This window comes from Lutibaculum baratangense AMV1, assembly GCF_000496075.1.
In the GTDB taxonomy this organism is placed as follows: Bacteria; Pseudomonadota; Alphaproteobacteria; order Rhizobiales; family Tepidamorphaceae; genus Lutibaculum; species Lutibaculum baratangense.
Genome location: NZ_AWXZ01000012.1, coordinates 1 through 15824, shown reverse-complemented (window position 1 = coordinate 15824; position 15824 = coordinate 1). Strand labels below are relative to the sequence as shown.

10 protein-coding genes are annotated in these 15824 nt (G+C 67.7%); 4 read left to right on the top strand and 6 right to left on the bottom strand.

The features are described 5' to 3' along the window. Window positions 1-35: 35 nt before the first annotated feature. Genes N177_RS01950 through N177_RS01935 form a run of 4 tightly spaced genes read right to left on the bottom strand, consistent with a single transcriptional unit; the run spans window position 36 to window position 5197 of the window. The gene (locus N177_RS01950; protein WP_023430537.1) at window positions 36-1667 is read right to left on the bottom strand and encodes an ABC transporter ATP-binding protein; all 1632 of its coding nucleotides are present in this window, start codon (window positions 1665-1667) and stop codon (window positions 36-38) included. Next, window positions 1660-2487 carry an ABC transporter permease gene (locus N177_RS01945; RefSeq protein WP_023430536.1) on the bottom strand — a complete coding sequence of 276 codons (828 nt, stop codon included), beginning with the start codon at window positions 2485-2487 and terminating at the stop codon, window positions 1660-1662. The genes N177_RS01950 and N177_RS01945 overlap by 8 nt, the downstream gene beginning before the upstream one ends. Beyond that, on the bottom strand, window positions 2484-3608 hold the full coding sequence (locus N177_RS01940; RefSeq protein WP_023430535.1) for an ABC transporter permease: 1125 nt from the start codon (window positions 3606-3608) through the stop codon (window positions 2484-2486). The genes N177_RS01945 and N177_RS01940 overlap by 4 nt, the downstream gene beginning before the upstream one ends. Then, on the bottom strand, window positions 3608-5197 hold the full coding sequence (locus N177_RS01935) for an ABC transporter substrate-binding protein (protein ID WP_023430534.1): 1590 nt from the start codon (window positions 5195-5197) through the stop codon (window positions 3608-3610). The genes N177_RS01940 and N177_RS01935 overlap by 1 nt, the downstream gene beginning before the upstream one ends. Before the next feature lie 582 nt (window positions 5198-5779). Here N177_RS01935 and N177_RS01930 point away from each other — a divergent pair. The 3 genes from N177_RS01930 (at window position 5780) to N177_RS01920 (ending at window position 10711) form a co-directional block, all read left to right on the top strand. Further along, window positions 5780-6880: a type 2 periplasmic-binding domain-containing protein gene (locus N177_RS01930; protein WP_023430532.1), complete on the top strand. Its 1101-nt coding sequence runs from the start codon at window positions 5780-5782 to the stop codon at window positions 6878-6880. An 80-nt stretch (window positions 6881-6960) separates the two neighbouring features. Then, on the top strand, window positions 6961-8976 hold the full coding sequence (locus N177_RS01925) for a tripartite tricarboxylate transporter permease (RefSeq protein WP_023430531.1): 2016 nt from the start codon (window positions 6961-6963) through the stop codon (window positions 8974-8976). A 73-nt stretch (window positions 8977-9049) separates the two neighbouring features. Beyond that, a complete protein-coding gene (locus N177_RS01920; protein WP_023430530.1) occupies window positions 9050-10711 on the top strand; it encodes a thiamine pyrophosphate-binding protein in 1662 nt (553 codons plus the stop codon). Here the strand turns inward: N177_RS01920 and N177_RS01915 are convergent. Then, on the bottom strand, window positions 10680-11648 hold the full coding sequence (locus N177_RS01915) for a LysR family transcriptional regulator (RefSeq protein ID WP_023430529.1): 969 nt from the start codon (window positions 11646-11648) through the stop codon (window positions 10680-10682). The two genes, N177_RS01920 and N177_RS01915, sit on opposite strands and share 32 nt — an antisense overlap. 166 nt (window positions 11649-11814) lie before the next feature. Continuing rightward, a complete protein-coding gene (locus N177_RS21520; protein ID WP_023430528.1) occupies window positions 11815-12303 on the bottom strand; it encodes a hypothetical protein in 489 nt (162 codons plus the stop codon). Window positions 12304-12458: 155 nt separating this feature from the next. Between N177_RS21520 and N177_RS20380 the strand changes: the two genes are divergently transcribed. After that, window positions 12459-15824 (top strand): M10 family metallopeptidase (locus N177_RS20380; protein ID WP_051402212.1); only part of this gene is annotated, 3366 nt, incomplete at its 3' end.

Genomic DNA, 15824 nt, shown 5'->3' with positions numbered 1-15824 from the left:
GCAAATTGCTCTTCAAGCCGGGTCGCGGCGCCGGGTCAGCGCCCGCCGCTCTCCATCCGCCGCGTCTCGAGCACGTCCTCGAGCCAGCCTACCTTCATCTCCGGCACCGACTTCAGCAAGAGGTCCGTATAGTCGTCGAAAGGCGGCGAAAGCACCTGCGACTTCGGTCCGAAGCGCACGACCTGGCCGAGATACATCACCGCGACCGAATCCGCGATCGCCCGCACCGTCGCGATGTCGTGAGTTATGAACACGTAGGAAACCTGCGTCTCCCTTTGCAGCTTCGTCAGAAGCGTCAGGATGCCGTCGGCGACGAGCGGGTCGAGGGCGGAGGTCGGCTCGTCGCAGAGGATGAGCTCCGGCTCGGCGGCGAGCGCGCGGGCGATCGCGACGCGCTGCTTCTGGCCGCCCGACAGCTCGGCGGGATACCGGTCGGCGAACCCCTTGCCGAGCTCGATCTGGTCGAGCAGCTCCTGGATCCGGCGGGACTTCTCCTGGCCGTGCATGCCGAAATAGAAGGTCAGCGGCCGGCCGAGGATCTGGCGGATCGTGTGGCGCGGGTTCATTGCCGTGTCGGCCATCTGGTAGATCATCTGGATCTTCCTCAGATGGTCGCGCGAGCGCTCGGGAAGCGAGGCGGGCAGCGGCTCGTTCTTGAACAGGATGCGCCCGCTCTCGGGTGGCAGGAGGCCGGTGATGACCCGCGCCAGCGTCGACTTGCCGGAGCCCGACTCGCCGACGATCGCCAGTGTCTGGCCCCTCGGCACGTGCATCGAGACGTCGTCGAGAATGAGCGGGCCGTTCGCGTAGCGTGCGTTCACGTGGTCGATCTTCAGGAGCGCCTGGCTCTGGTCGGGAGCCTCCTCCTTCTTGACCTGGCGGACAGTGACGAGCTCGCGCGTGTAGGTCTCCCGCGGCTCCTCGAGGATCTGGCGCGTCGTGCCGTATTCGACCGTCTTGCCATGGCGCAGCACCATGATGTCGTCGGCGATCTGCGCGACGACGGCGAGGTCGTGGGTGATGTAGAGCGCCGCGGTGTGCGTCTCCTCGATGGCGCGCTTGATCGCGACGAGCACGTCGATCTGCGTCGTCACGTCGAGCGCCGTCGTCGGCTCGTCGAAGACGATGAGGTCGGGCGAGGGGAGGAGCGCCATCGCCGTCATCGCGCGCTGGAGCTGGCCGCCGGAGACCTGGTGGGGATAGCGCTTGCCGAACGTGTCGGGGTCGGGCAGGCCGAGGACGTCGAACAGATATCTCGCCCGCTCGTGCGCCTCCTCGCGGCTGAGGACGCCGTGGCGCAGGGCGGCCTCGACGACCTGGTCGCCTAGCCTGTGCGCGGGGTTGAAGGCTGCGGCGGCCGACTGCGCGACATAGCAGACCTTCGCGCCGCGAACCCTCCTGATGCCGCGGGGCGAGAGCTTCAGGATGTCCGTGCCGTCGAGGATGACCTCGCCGCCGGTGATGCGCACGCCGCCGCGGCCATAGGCGAGCGCGGAGAGGCCGATCGTTGACTTGCCCGCGCCCGATTCCCCGATGAGCCCCAGCACGCGGCCGCGGCCGAGCTGGAAGGACACGCCGTCGACGATGGTGATGTCTTCCGGCGGACCGTCCTCGGGATAGGCGGTGGCATCGATCCTGAGGTTCTTGACGTCGAGCAGCTCAGCCATCGCCGCGTGCCCCCTTGAGGCTCGATGTGCGGTTGAGGAGCCAGTCGACGACGAGGTTCACGCAGATGGCGAGCACAGCGATCGCGGCTCCGGGCACCAGCGCGGCGGGCACGCCGAAGATGATGCCGTCCTTGTTGTCCTTCACCATGCCGCCCCAATCCGCCTCGGGCGGCTGGATGCCGAGGCCGAGGAAGGACAGGGTCGACAGGAAGAGGACGGCGAAGGCGAAGCGCAGCCCGAACTCGGCGAGAAGCGGTGTGAGCGCGTTCGGCAGGATCTCCCGGAAGATGATCCAGGCATGGCCCTCGCCGCGCAGGCGCGCCGCCTCGACGAAGTCCATGACGGCGATGTCGACCGCCACGGCGCGTCCCAGGCGGAAGACGCGTGTGGAATCGAGGACCGCCATGACGAGCACCAGGATCCACAGGCGCTGCGGGAGCACCGCGAGCACCACGAGGGCGAAGATCAGTGTCGGGATCGCCATCATGAGGTCGTTGAAGCGGGAGAGGATCTGGTCCGTCCACCCTCGCACCACCGCCGCCGTGAAGGAGAGGAGGACGCCGAGCGAGAAGGACAGGACGGTCGCCGCGAGCGCGACGAAGATCGTCGTCTGGGCGCCGTAGATCAGCCGGGAGAGAAGGTCGCGGCCCAGATTGTCCGTGCCGAGCAGGAACTCGCCGCCCATCGGCATCCAGATGTCGCCGACGACCTGCCGCTCGCCATAGGGGGCGATCCACGGGGCGAAGACGGCGCAGAAGAGGGCGAGGGCGAGGCCGGCCATGCCGATCCAGGCGCTCACCGGGATGGAGCGCCACCTCATCGCGGATGCCTCAGGCGCGGGTTCGAGACGATGCCGATGATGTCGGCCACCATGTTCAGCAGGATGTAGACGGCCGCGAAGATCATGCCGCAGGCCTGCACCACCGGCATGTCGCGCACCGTGACGGCGTCGACCATGTACTGCCCCATGCCCGGATAGACGAACACGACCTCCACGACGACGACGCCGACCACGAGATAGGCGAGGTTGAGCGCGACGACGTTGACGATCGGCGCCACGGCGTTCGGCGCGGCATGTTTCGCGATGATCCGGAACGCGTCGAGGCCCTTGAGCTGCGCGGTCTCGATATAGGCCGACGACATCACGTTGAGGATCGCCGCGCGGGTCATTCGCATCATGTGGGCGAGGACCACCATCACGAGCGTGAGGCCGGGCAGGAGGATCGCCTCGAGCCGTGCACCGAACGGCATGCCGTCGTAGACGGTCGACGGAAAGGTGACCCAGCCCCAGTTCACCGCGAAGACCAGGATGAACAGGTAGCCGATGAAGAACTCCGGCAACGAGATCGCAGCGAGCGACAGGGCGTTGATCAGCCTGTCGGGAATGCGGTTGCGGTAAAGGACCGCCACCATGCCGAGCCCGACCGCCAGGGGGATCGAGACGAGTGCGGCGAAGCCGGCGAGCATGAGCGTGTTGCCGAGGCGGCGCGCAATCTGCTCGCTGATCGAGCGCCCGCTCGCCCAGGAGTTGCCGAAATCGCCCTGCAGCACGCCGCCGAGCCACTCAAGGTAGCGGGCGGTCGCCGGCCGGTCGAGACCCAGCTGCTCGCGAATGTTCGCCACCGCCTGCGGAGTCGCCGACTGTCCGAGATAGGTCTGCGCGAAGTCGCCCGGCAGCGCCTCGACGCCGACGAAGATGAGGAGCGACACCGCGAAGAGCAGGAGCACGCTCAGGCCCATGCGCTGCAGGATCAGCGTCGCCAGCGGGCTCTTCAGCCAATGCTGCCGCTCCGCCTCGCGAGCCCATTCCTCGCCCCGTTCGGCCGCGCCGACTTCGGCGGCGGCGGGCGACATGCCGGCTTGCGACGGCGGGAGGTGATCCCCCGCCGTCTCGTCCTCGGTCACGCGAGGATCGGAGCCGGTCCGATCCGTCGGCGCCATCACTCGGTCAGCCACACGCGGGTGGCGACGTAACCGTTCGACATGTCGTTGCCGATGTCGTGGACGTAGCCCTCGACGTTGCGCGAGGTGGCGTTCACGAAGTCGTTGAACATCGGCAGGATCAGGCCGCCCTCGTCGCGGACCATGACGGCCATCTCGCGGTAGAGCTCCTTGCGCCGCGCCTCGTCGAGCTCCGCGCGCGCCTCCAGCAGCAGCTGGTCGAAGTCGGGCCTGAAGAAGCGTGTGTCGTTCCAGTCGGCCTCCGAGTAGTAGGCCGTCGTGTACATCTGGTCCTGCGTCGGCCGGCCGCCCCAATAGGAGGTCGAGAACGGCTGCACGTTCCAGACGTTCGACCAGTAGCCGTCGCCCGGCTCGCGCTGGATCTGGATGTCGATGCCGGCTGCCTTGCAGCTTTCCTGATAGAGCACGGCCGCGTCGACGGCGCCGGGGAAGGCGACGTCGGAGGTCCGGAGCAGGACGGGGCCCTCGTGCCCCGACTTCTCGAAGTGGAACTTCGCCTTGTCGGGATCGTAGACGCGCTGCTCGATGTCGTCGGGCGCGAGCGCGTAGGTCTCGTTGATCGGATAGTCGTTTCCGACCTGGCCGAAGCCGCGGAGGATGGTCTCGACCATCTTCTCGCGGTCCATGGCGTATTTCAGCGCGAGCCGCAGGTCGTTGTTGTCGAACGGCGCCGTATTGCAGTGCATGATGAAGACGTAGTGGCCGCGGCCCGACGTCGACTGGATCTGCACGTTCGGCGAGCGCTGCAGCAGGTCGACCGTCTTCGGCTCCACACGGTTGATGAAGTGGACCTGTCCCGAGGAGAGGGCGGCCGTGCGCGCCGTCGCGTCGTTGATCACGACGATCTCGATGGAATCGACATGACCGCGCTCGGCGTTCCAGTGGTTCTCGAACTTCTGGAACGTCACGCGCACGCCCGGTTCGAAATTCTCGACCGTGTAGGGCCCCGTGCCGATGCCGGCGTTGGGGTCGTCCACGCCGCCGCCCGGCTGGATGACGAGATGGTAGTCCGACAGAAGGAGCGGCAGGTCCGCGTTGCCGTTGTCGAGCGTGACGACGAGCTTGCCGTCCTCGGCCTTGATCTCGCTGATCGTCTTCATGACGCCGAGGGCGCCCGACTCCGAATTCTCGTCGGAATGCCGCCGCAGGGTCGCGACGACGTCGTCCACGGTCATTTCCTGGCCGTTGTGGAACTGGACGCCCTGACGGATCGTGAAGGTCCACGTCTTGGCGTCGGGCGAGGGCTCCCACGATTCCGCGAGCGCGGGGATCGGCAGGCCCGATTCCGGGTCGCTCTCGACGAGCGTGTCGCCCCAGTTTCGGCCGGTGACGAAACACACCTGGGAGGTGCACTTCGCGGGATCGAGCACGTCGGTCGCCGCGCCGCCCTGAAGGCCGAGCTTGAGATGGCCGCCCTTGCGCGGCGCCTGGGCGCGAACGCTCGTCGACAGGAGCGTGCCCGCGGCCGATACGGTGAGGCCAAGGGCTGCGGCCCGCCCCATGAACTCGCGGCGGCTGAGGCGTCCGGCTGCCGCCTCGCGGCCCAGATACTTGAGATAGCTGTCCATCGGTTCCCCCTGTTCGCGCTTTCTGCGCGGTTGACGCTCAGGATGCCCCTCAAGGGACCATGCCGCAAGCACGGGGTGACCCGGGCCCGCACGTCGCCGCGAAGCGGCATCCGGCGGTGCGGCGCTGGGATCGGCCGCAGGAGGAGGCTCCGTCGGAGCGGGCGCGGCCGGAAGGGCGTGATCGACCTCTATTAGCGCAACTCGCGTGTGATCACAAATCCGCCGGCAGCGTGCCACGAAAATGCCCGGGAATGCGCTGCTCCCGGCGGGTTGGTGGCGGAATCGCGGACGGCGAACGCGAAACCACCTGGCTTCCTCCGTCTTCCGGCCGGTCCTCTTCCAAGCCGCCGACACTGAAGCGGCATTCCCTCGGGCGCGTCTCATGCACGAAATTCATAAACGGGGGCGGATTTTCGTTTTGAGTGATCTCGCGATCTCGTGCAAACGTTCCACGGGCGCGCTGCGGGACCTCTCGCGGACCGTTTTCGCTGTGTCGTTCCGACTTCGGACGAGCGGCGCCTAACTTTGAGTTCGCTGGGTCTTCCGAGGGCTCAACAACAAGAGATGCATGGGAGAGACGATATGGCACGATTCACCAGCCGCCTTCTGGGCGGGGCCGCCATGGTGGCGGTCCTGGCCGTGGCCGGCACGGCGCAGGCGCAGAGCGGCCAGACGCTGCAGGGCAAGACCGTCGAGTATGTCATTCCGTTCTCGGAGTCCGGCGGGTCGGCCCAGTGGGCGAACTTCTACGCGCCGCTCCTCAGGCAGGCCCTGCCGGGCAATCCGACGACGGTCGTCCGCTACCGCCCGGGCGCCGGTTCGACGGAAGGCGCGAACTGGTTCCAGAACAACCAGGGCAATGGCGATGGCACGCTGATCTTCGGTGATTCCGGCTCGACCAAGTTCCCCTACCTCCTGGGCGATCCCCGGGTCCGCTACCAGTACCGGGACTGGAAGCCGGTTCTCGCCTCCGGCACGGGCGGCGTGGTCTACCTCAAGCCCGACCTCGCCGAGATGGTCACCGACGGCGACATGTCCGTCCTGAAGGACGAGCCGTTCCTCTACGGCAGCCAGGGCGCGACGACGCTCGATCTCGTGCCGCTCCTCGCCTTCAAGATGCTCGGCCTCACGGTCGATCCGGTGTTCGGCGTCGAGGGCCGCGGCGACGGCCGTCTGATGTTCGAGCGCGGCGAAGCCACGATCGACTACCAGACCTCGTCGGCCTATCTCGCGAACGTCGTTCCGCTCGTCGAGGAGGGCCTCGCCGTCCCGATCTTCACCTGGGGCGCGCTCGACGACGACGGCAACATCGTCCGCGATCCGACCTTCCCCGATCTCCCGAGCTTCAAGGAAGTCTGCGAGGCGACGGAGGGCTGCGAGACGTCCGGCACCGCCTGGGATGCCTACAAGGCGTTCTTCATCGCCGGCTTCGCGAACCAGAAGACCATCTTCCTGCCGGGCAACGCGCCGCAGGAGGTGGTCGACATGTACACGCAGGCCTTCGAGGACATCAAGGCGCGCGACGACTTCGCCGAGATCTCCGAGGAGACGCTCGGCGTCTATCCGCAGCAGACGGGTGAGGCCGCGATCGAGGCGACCCGCCAGGCGACCGATATCTCGGACGAGTCGAAGCAGTTCGTGCTCGACTGGCTGCAGGAAGATTACGGCATCACCGTCCAGTGATCCGGACTCGCTAGAGCCCCTGTCCTCCCGCCCGGGTTCCGGGCGGGAGGTTCCGTCTCGTCCGGCTGAGGAGATCGCCCGTGACCGCGTTCTCGACCGCGCTGCCTGCCCTGGGCGATGCGCTTTCGCTGATCTTCCATCCCATGCAGCTCGCCTACCTCATCGGCGGCGTGCTGCTCGGCCTCTCGATCGGCGTCCTGCCGGGCCTCGGCGGAATCGCCGGCCTCGCGCTGGTCCTGCCCTTCATCTACGGCATGGATTCCGTTTCGGGTCTCGCGCTGATGGTCGGCCTCATCGCCGTCATCCCGACCTCCGACACCTTCTCGTCGGTCCTGCTCGGGATCCCCGGGTCCTCGGCGAGCCAGGCCACCGTTCTCGACGGATTTCCCCTGGCCAAGCAGGGCCATGCGGCCCGCGCCCTGTCGGCCGCTTTCGTCTCGTCGCTCTTCGGCGGCCTGGTCGGCGCGGTCGTTCTGACCTGCCTCATCTTCATCGCACGTCCGCTGATCCTCTCTTTCGGGCTTCCCGAGATGCTGATGATCACGTTCCTGGGGCTCTCGACGGTCGCGATCCTCGCGGGGCGGGTGCCGGTGAAGGGTATCGTGGCCGCCGGCCTCGGTCTTCTCGCCGGAACGATCGGCGCAGCGCCCGCCGGCGGATCTCTGCGGATGTCGACATACGAGATCCCATATCTCGTCGACGGCCTGCAGCTCGTCATCGTCGGCCTCGGCATCTACGCCATTCCCGAGATCGTCCAGCTGCTGCGCCAGGACAAGCCGATCGCAGGGAGCAACGACCTGGGCGCCGGCTGGCTCCAGGGCGTGCGCGACTGGTGGATGAACAAGTGGCTCTCGGTGCGCAGCGCGCTGATCGGCGTCTTCGTCGGCACCATTCCCGGCCTCGGCGGATCGGTCGTCGACTGGATCGCCTACAGCTCGGCGGTGCAGACGGCCAAGGACCGCTCGCGCTTCGGCCAGGGCGACATCCGCGGCGTGATCGCCCCGGAGAGCTCCAACAACGCCAAGGAAGGCGGCGGGCTCGTGCCGACGCTCATCTTCGGCATCCCGGGCTCCGGCTCGATGGCGATCTTCCTCGGTGGCCTCGCGCTCCTGAACATGACGCCGGGGCCGCAGATGGTGCGGAACAACCTGGACATCACCTACACGATCGTCTGGAGCCTCGCGCTGGCGAACGTCGTGGGCGCGGGCCTGTGCATCCTGATGTCGAACTGGATCGCCAGGCTGACGACGATCCGCTTCACGATCCTCGCGCCCTATCTGTTCATGATCATCGCCTTCGCGGCCTTCCAGTCGCGCCAGTCGATGAACGACCTCGTCGCGCTGGTGGCGATCGGCATCCTCGGCATCCTGCTGCGTCGGTTCGACTTCTCGCGCCCGGCCTTCCTCATCGGCTTCGTGCTGTCGCGGCAGACGGAGATCTTCACGAACCAGGCGGTGCAGATCGCGGGAGCCCGCTTCCGGCGCAGCTGGGAAGCGGGAATGGACTACATCTTCTCGCCGCTCGCGATCGGCATCCTGCTGCTGACGGTCGTCTCCATCGTCGTCGGCATCCGGCAGTCGAAGAACATCCGCGAGAACATCAACTCGCCGACGGGCGGCAAGCTCGCGCCCTTCATCTTCCTCGCCTGCTGCACGGCCTATGCCGCCGTTGCGACGGTCAACGCTGCGACGATCACCCGGTTCGGCGACAAGGTCTTCCCGCTGACGGTCGGGATCATCACCCTGCTCGGCTGCGCCGCCGTGCTGTGGCGGATGTGGCGCTCGCCGGCACATGACGACGTCTTCATCGATCTCGAGCGCGACGACGAGGCGGAAGCCGCTCCCCACGGCCTTTGGAGCACCCTCGCCTGGTTCGCGGCGCTGCTGATCCTGTCTGGCGTGTTCGGCCTGATCATCGCGCTGTCGATCTTCCTCCTCGCCTTCTTCCTCATAAGGGGGCGTCTGAACTTGGCCCGATCTCTTCTGGCGACCGCTGCGGGCATCGCGTTCATCACCTTCCTCGGCGGTATCCTCGGCCGTGACTTCCCGCCGGGCCTCCTCCAGGAGATGGTCAACCTCCCTTGGCCTCTCCACTGATATCCCGGGGCCGCGGCGGTTAGAGCTTCGCCGCGGCCACCAGATCCCCCTGCCGTTTGGAGTTCGACGACCGATGACCGCCCGGAAGACGTACGACGTGCTGGCCGAGTGCTTTCTGCGCGAGCGGACGCAGACGTGCTTTGCCCTTCTGGGCGACGCCAACATGAACTGGGGCACGAAGCTCGCCGAGGGCGGCTGCTCGATGGTCTATGTCCGGCACGAGCACTGCGCGGTGGCGGCCGCCATGTCGTTCGCGCGGGCCACCGGAGATGTCGGCGTCGCGACCGTCACGTGCGGGCCCGGGCTGACGCAGCTCATGACGGCGCTTCCGGCGGCCGTTCGCGCGAGCATCCCGCTCGTCGTCTTCGCCGGCGAGGCCCCGCTCAAGGCCAACTGGTACAACCAGGAGCTCGAACAGGCGCCGTTCGTCACGGCGACCGGCGCGGCCTACCACCAGCTCCACCACATCGAGCGCATGCCGGTTCAGATCCGCGACGCCTTCGTTCAGGCTCGCATGGAGATGCGGCCGGTCGTGCTCGGGGTCCCGTTCGACCTGCAGGCGCGCGACTGGCCGGGCGATGTCGATCTGCCGGCTCCTTCCTTCGAGATCATGCCGAAGGTGTCGCCGATGCCGCCGCATCCCGATGACGTCGCGCATGTCGCGGGGCTGGTGGCCGACGCGAAGCGGGTCATCGTGATGGCAGGCCGTGGCGCCTATCTCTCCGGCGCGGCGGCGGAATGCAGGGCGCTCGCCGAACGCTGCGGCGGGCTGCTCGCGACGAGCCTGCCGGTGCGCGGCCTCTTCAATGACGATCCCTTCTCGCTCGGCATCGCGGGCGGCTTCTCGACCGACGTCGCGCGGGAGTGCTTCGGCGAGGCGGACCTCGTCATCGCGGTCGGCGGCCGGCTCGCCCAGCACAACACCGCGGGCGGCAAGCTCTTTCCGCAGGCGCGCGTCATCCAGATCGACGTGCGTCCTCTTGCCGTCAGCCAGGGCCGTGTCGCCGCCGATGCCCATCTGCGCGCCGACGCGCGGGAGGGGGTGAGGGCACTGCTCGAGGCGCTGGGGCCGCGCCCGTCCGGCGCGGAGACGTGGCGCTCGGACGCGCTTGCCCGGAAGATCAGGGAGACGCCGGCCGATTCGACGCAGTTCCCCGCGCAGCAGGGCGCGCATGATCCGCGCGACGTGGTCGCTGCCCTGGAGGCCTGCCTGCCGTTCGACTGGGAGATGGTGAACTCCTCCGGGCACTGCTCCTATTACTTCGCGCAGATGCCGTCGCGGCCTGTGGAGCGGTTCCATACGATCCGCGAGTTCGGTGCGATCGGGAACGGCATCTCGTTCGCCATCGGGGTGGCGGCGGCGCGGCCGGACAGCACGGTCGTGCTGTTCGACGGAGACGGCAGCCTCATGATGCACGTCCAGGAGCTCGAGACGATCCGCCGCCACGGCATGAACATCCTGATCTGCATCATGAACGACGGCGCCTACGGCTCGGAGATCCACAAGCTCCGCTCCGAAGGCCTGTCCGATGCGGGTGCCACTTTCGGCCGGACCGATCTGGCCGCGATCTCTCGCGGTTTCGGCCTCGGCGGAGAGAGGGTCGACGACCTCGGGACCCTGCCGGAGCTGATCGCGCGCTTCTCCCGCGAGGGTGGGGCGGCCGTCTTCGATTTCCCGGTCTCCGACCTCGTCACCTCGCCCGTCATGCGGGCGGCGCATCCGCCGCGGCACTGAGTTCGGGCGCGACCGGAGGCGCGGCCTCCGCCTCCCCGCCGGAATTGCCGAGGGCCAGCAATCGCGCCACGATCATCGCCACGAGCTCCGTCGCCGCCTCCGAGAGCGGCACGCCGCGTCGCGTCACGATCCCGAGCGTGCGCGTCAGCTTCACGTCGCTGAACGGCAGCGGCACGAGCTTGCGGTTCGAGACGTGCACGGCGAGGCGGGGCAGGATCGTCAGGGCTGCGCCTTCCGCGACGAGGCTCATCGCCGCCGTCGCGTTCCAGACCTCGTAGCGCCACATCATGCGTTCGCGGTATTCGCCGAGACCGTCCTCCACGAGTTGCCGGTTGTTGGACTGCGTGCTGATGCGCGCCATCGGCACGCCATCGAGATCGCGGCGCGCCACGTGGCCGCGGCTGGCCAGCGGATGGTCGCGGGGGACGAGGAGGACGTAGGGCTCGTCGACGACCGGCCGCACCTCGAGGTCGGTCTGGTTCGCGAAGACGATCGTGATCCCGAACTCGACCTCGCCCGTCTGCACGAGCTCGTTGATCACCGGAAACGGCCGGTCGCGCAGACTGATGGCGATGTCCGGCCTGTCCTCGCAGTACCTCGCCAGGACACCCGGCAGGATCGAGTTCGCGATTGTCGGGAGGCAGGCAAAGGCCAAGCGTTCCTGCTTGCGCCGCCCCTGCTCGTAGAGCTGCCCGTAACTCTCCGACAGCTCCCGGAGGAGCTGCCGGACCCGCGGCAGCACCTCCTGGCCGGCGCGCGTGAGCGACACTTCGCGGGTCGTCCGGATGAGGAGCTGGAGCCCGAGGTCGTCCTCGAGCTTGCGGATGCGGTGGCTGAGCGCGGTCTGGCTCAGATGCAGCCTTGCCGCCGCACGCTGGAAGCTGCCCTGCTCGGCGATTGCGACGAAGGCTTCTAGGCCGAGATAGTCGATACGCATGGAGCGGGACTCGGAGAGAGAACGGGGCGGTCGCGCCGATGCTAAGCGCACGGCCCGGAAGTTCAACCCGACGGCCCGGCGTCTCCCGCCCGTTCCGTGCCGCCGGCATGTCCTTCCTGCCCGGCGGTCGCCGAGGGACGCGGCGCCGGCTCTCCCGGAATCTCGCTCACCGCGCTCTGGTCGTTTCCCGCATGCGCCGCGCCTCCGCGGCGAGAGGGTGCTGCGGGTGGGCGTCCACGAAGGCGTCGAGGGCCTCCGGAGTGCCGGCGTCGAGTGCCTTGCCGAACGCGGCGAGCACATCGGCATCCGCGCCGCCCGCACCGGCGCGGCTCGGAACCTGCGGCACGAGTGCTCTTGCCCGATCGGAGAGCGGCTCGTCCGGATGCCGAGCGATGAACATGAGCAGCGCCTCCCGGCTGCCCTGCTGGACGGCGAAGCGGTATTCCTCGGAGAGGATCTCGCCGTAGTCCTGTTCGGGCGGAACGGTGGGCTCGGGTCGTTCGTCCCTCGGCACGTCGGCTCTCCCGGCTGCGAGCGTGGCTGTGGCGGCGATGGCGGCGACTGTGACCGCGAGGGCGATCGAGGTGCGCCTGCTGCGTGTGATGTTGGTCGCGAGGTCCCCGCCCCGAGGCGGTCCGTTGTGCACGTGTGGCATGCGACATCTCTCAGCGAAGCCAGCCCGGCCCGCCGGCAAGTATACCGGCATCGCCTTTGCTCCGTCCATCGACGCCGCGCGACGCAGGTCTATTGACGTTAGGTAAGTCTTAGGCGCATGCTCACCTTCATCTTCTCGGCCGATGGAGAAAAAAAATGGAAAAGCTTAGTGATCTCACGGGCTTGAACGATCTCGGTTTGGGTGGAGACGAGGAGGAGACAAACCAGCGCGGCGTGGTTCCGGGCCTGCTTCTTCTGAGCCCCCTGATGGCTCAGGTCGCCGGCGAGGCGTCCGCCGCCAGCGTGAGCGCGGAAGAGAGCGGGTCGTTGAACCTTTCCCTGCCGCCGGCCGAGGAGGATGAGGGCGAAGAAGCCAGCGCGGACGATGCCTCTGCCGACACGGCGGCATCGGGGCACGTGATGGTGAAGGCGCAGTCTTCGAGTGCCTCCGACGAAACCCAACAGGCTCCCGCTGCGGAAGCCGCCGGCGGCATGGCCGCCGCCAAGGGTGCCTCTGACGGCGGACGGGGCTTTGTCGTTCCCGAGCATGGCACCCAAGGCGCGCGCAGCACGGCCGCGAGCCGGAGCGACATGTCGGTCCAGCCGGACGCGCCGCAAGGGGACGGTGGAGCCGGGGCAGCGGTGGACGGTTCGGCCGACACGCCCGACGTCTTCATCGGGGCGCTGAACGATCAGGATGGCGGGACGCCTCCGGTCTATACCGGCAATGCCTCCGGCGGTCTTGGGGAAGGCCTTCCCGAGCGTGACGAGAACGGCTCCGGTGCCACCACCGCCTCCGTGGCCGCAACAGGCGATCAACGGATCGACGGCCTCCTGAGCGGCGTGAGATGGGCCGGGTCGATCACCTACAGCGATCCCGATTCGACCGCCGACTATCAGGCGGGATACCCGGCCGGGCCGCTCACGGGCTTCAGCCAGATGAGTGCCCAGCAGATGGTGGCCGTGCATTTCGGCCTGAACGACGCCATCTATACTCAGCCTTCCGGTGCCGCCGGCTTTTCCGCGGAAGGGTTCACGAACCTCACGATCACCTATGCAGGCTCCGGTTCCGGCGCCGGCACGATCCGTGTGGCGAACTCGAGCGACCCCGGCACGGCCTACGCCTACTATCCCAGCAACTCCATCACGGGCGGCGACGCCTTCTTCGGGCCGAGCGGCGACTTCCCGGATGCAGGCGACTATGACTGGCACACCGTGCTGCACGAGCTCGGCCACTCGCTCGGCTTGAAGCACGGCCACGAGACGAGCGTCTATGGGGCTCTTCCGGCCGCTTACGACTCGCTCGAATATTCGATCATGACCTACCGCACCTATGTGGGCGGTCCGACGTCGGGCTACACATATGAGGCGTGGGGTGCGCCGCAGACCTTCATGATGCTCGACATCGCGGCGCTGCAGCACATGTACGGCGCCGACTACAGCGTCAACAGCGGCAACACCGTCTACACCTGGAACCCGACGACGGGCCAGACCTACGTCAACGGCGTGCTGGCGATCTCGCCGGGCGGCAACCGCATCTTCCAGACGGTCTGGGACGGCGGCGGCATCGACACCTACAACCTCTCCAACTACACGACCAACCTCAACATCGACCTGCGCCCTGGCGAGCACTCGACCTTCTCCACGACGCAGCTCTCCTATCTCGGAAACGGCAACTACGCGCGCGGCAACGTCTTCAACGCGCTGCTCTTCGGCGGCAACACGGCCTCTCTCATCGAGAACGCGACGGGCGGCTCGGGCAACGATTACCTCTACGGCAACCAGGCGGCGAACCGGCTGGAGGGTGGCGCGGGCAACGACACGATCAATGGCGGAGGCCTGGGCGCCGACACGATGCTCGGCGGCTCCGGCAACGACCGGATCTTCTGGGGACCGCCGAGCCCCAGCGTCTCGAGCCCCCGCTTCGCCGACGGCGGCAGCGACATCGACACGATCGATGGCGGCGGCACGACCTTCGGCGCCGTAACCTTCAACCTGGGAGCCGGCACTTACACGAACAATGCGGGCTTCACGGAAACCTGGGTCAACTTCGAGAACTATTACAACGCCACCGCCACCGGCAACGAGACGGTGATCGGCTCCTCCGCCAACAACCTCCTGCAGACCGGCAGTGGCGCGAACCGCCTGGAAGGAGGAGGCGGCGTTGACACGCTCTACGGTGGCGGTGGGAATGACACGCTTCTCGGCGGCTTCAGCACCGACACGATCTACGGGGAAGCCGGCAACGACCTGATCATCGTGCTCGACGGCGAGTTCTTCGACAATGTCGACGGCGGCACCGGCACGGACACGCTCGACCACTCGAACGTCACACGCTCCGGTGACATATTCGACTTCGAGACCGGCCAGATCATCACGACCTTCGCCACCGGCACACCGACGCTCGCCAGCATCGAGATCTATCTCGACGGCTCGGGCGGCAACACGATCATCTCCGACGGCAACGGCAACACCTATTACGGCAATGGCGGCAACGACACGATGGTCGCCGAGATCGGTGCGGAGACGATGGACGGCGGCGCCGGCATCGACACGCTCGACACGACCCGCTGGGGCGGCGACTACGTGCTCGACCTGGCGACGGGCTCCTCGAACTACTCCGGCGAGCTCTACACGAACTTCGAGAACGTGATCACCGGCGCCGGCAACGACTCCATCACCGGCACGAGCGGCGCCAACGTCATCGATGGTGGCGCGGGCAACGACACGCTCCTGGGCGGCAGCAGCAGCGACACGCTCTACGGCGGAGACGGCAACGACCACCTTTACGGAGGCTTTGCCACGGACACGGTCTATGGCGGCGCCGGCGACGACACGATCTATGTGCTCGAGGGCGAGTTTGGCGACTGGGTCGACGGCGGGACGGGCATCGACACGCTCGACCTCAGTAACGTGACGAGCCGCGGCGCCGACATCAACCTGGCGACGGAGACGTGGGACTTCTCCCCGAGCTTCGGCGGCCCGAACGCGATCGCCGGCATCGAGATCGTGCTCGGCACGCAGGCGGCGGATTCGATCTCGGGTTCGGCCGACGCCGAGCGGCTCGAAGGCAATTCCGGGGATGACTTGCTTAGGGGCTTCGGCGGCGACGACACGCTCATCGGCGGGGACGGCAACGACACGCTGCTCGGGGGTGCCGGCGCCGACATCATCGGCGGCGGTTTCGGCATCGACACGGCGAATTACGCCTCCTCGGGGGCGGCGGTGCAGATTTCGCTGCAGGCGGGCACGGCAGCCGGTGGCGACGCGACCGGAGACGCTCTCTATTCGATCGAGAACCTGGTGGGCTCCGCCCACGGCGACACGCTGGTCGGCGACGGCGGGGCCAACGAGCTCTACGGCCTCGCCGGCGATGACGTGCTGAGCGGCGGTGCCGGCAACGACACGCTTCGCGGCGGGCCCGGCGACGACACATTGATCGGCGGCGCCGGGGCCGACATCATCGGCGGCGGTTTCGGCATCGACACGGCGAACTACGCCTCATCCGGGGCGGCCGTGCAG

What these genes read in the sequence shown, in the direction of transcription:
- N177_RS01950 (WP_023430537.1), bottom strand. Translation starts at nt 1,667, where the DNA reads ATGGCTGAGCTGCTCGACGTCAAGAACCTCAGGATCGATGCCACCGCC.
- N177_RS01945 (WP_023430536.1), bottom strand. Translation starts at nt 2,487, where the DNA reads ATGAGGTGGCGCTCCATCCCGGTGAGCGCCTGGATCGGCATGGCCGGC.
- N177_RS01940 (WP_023430535.1), bottom strand. Translation starts at nt 3,608, where the DNA reads ATGGCGCCGACGGATCGGACCGGCTCCGATCCTCGCGTGACCGAGGAC.
- N177_RS01935 (WP_023430534.1), bottom strand. Translation starts at nt 5,197, where the DNA reads ATGGACAGCTATCTCAAGTATCTGGGCCGCGAGGCGGCAGCCGGACGC.
- N177_RS01930 (WP_023430532.1), top strand. Translation starts at nt 5,780, where the DNA reads ATGGCACGATTCACCAGCCGCCTTCTGGGCGGGGCCGCCATGGTGGCG.
- N177_RS01920 (WP_023430530.1), top strand. Translation starts at nt 9,050, where the DNA reads ATGACCGCCCGGAAGACGTACGACGTGCTGGCCGAGTGCTTTCTGCGC.
- N177_RS01915 (WP_023430529.1), bottom strand. Translation starts at nt 11,648, where the DNA reads ATGCGTATCGACTATCTCGGCCTAGAAGCCTTCGTCGCAATCGCCGAG.
- N177_RS21520 (WP_023430528.1), bottom strand. Translation starts at nt 12,303, where the DNA reads ATGCCACACGTGCACAACGGACCGCCTCGGGGCGGGGACCTCGCGACC.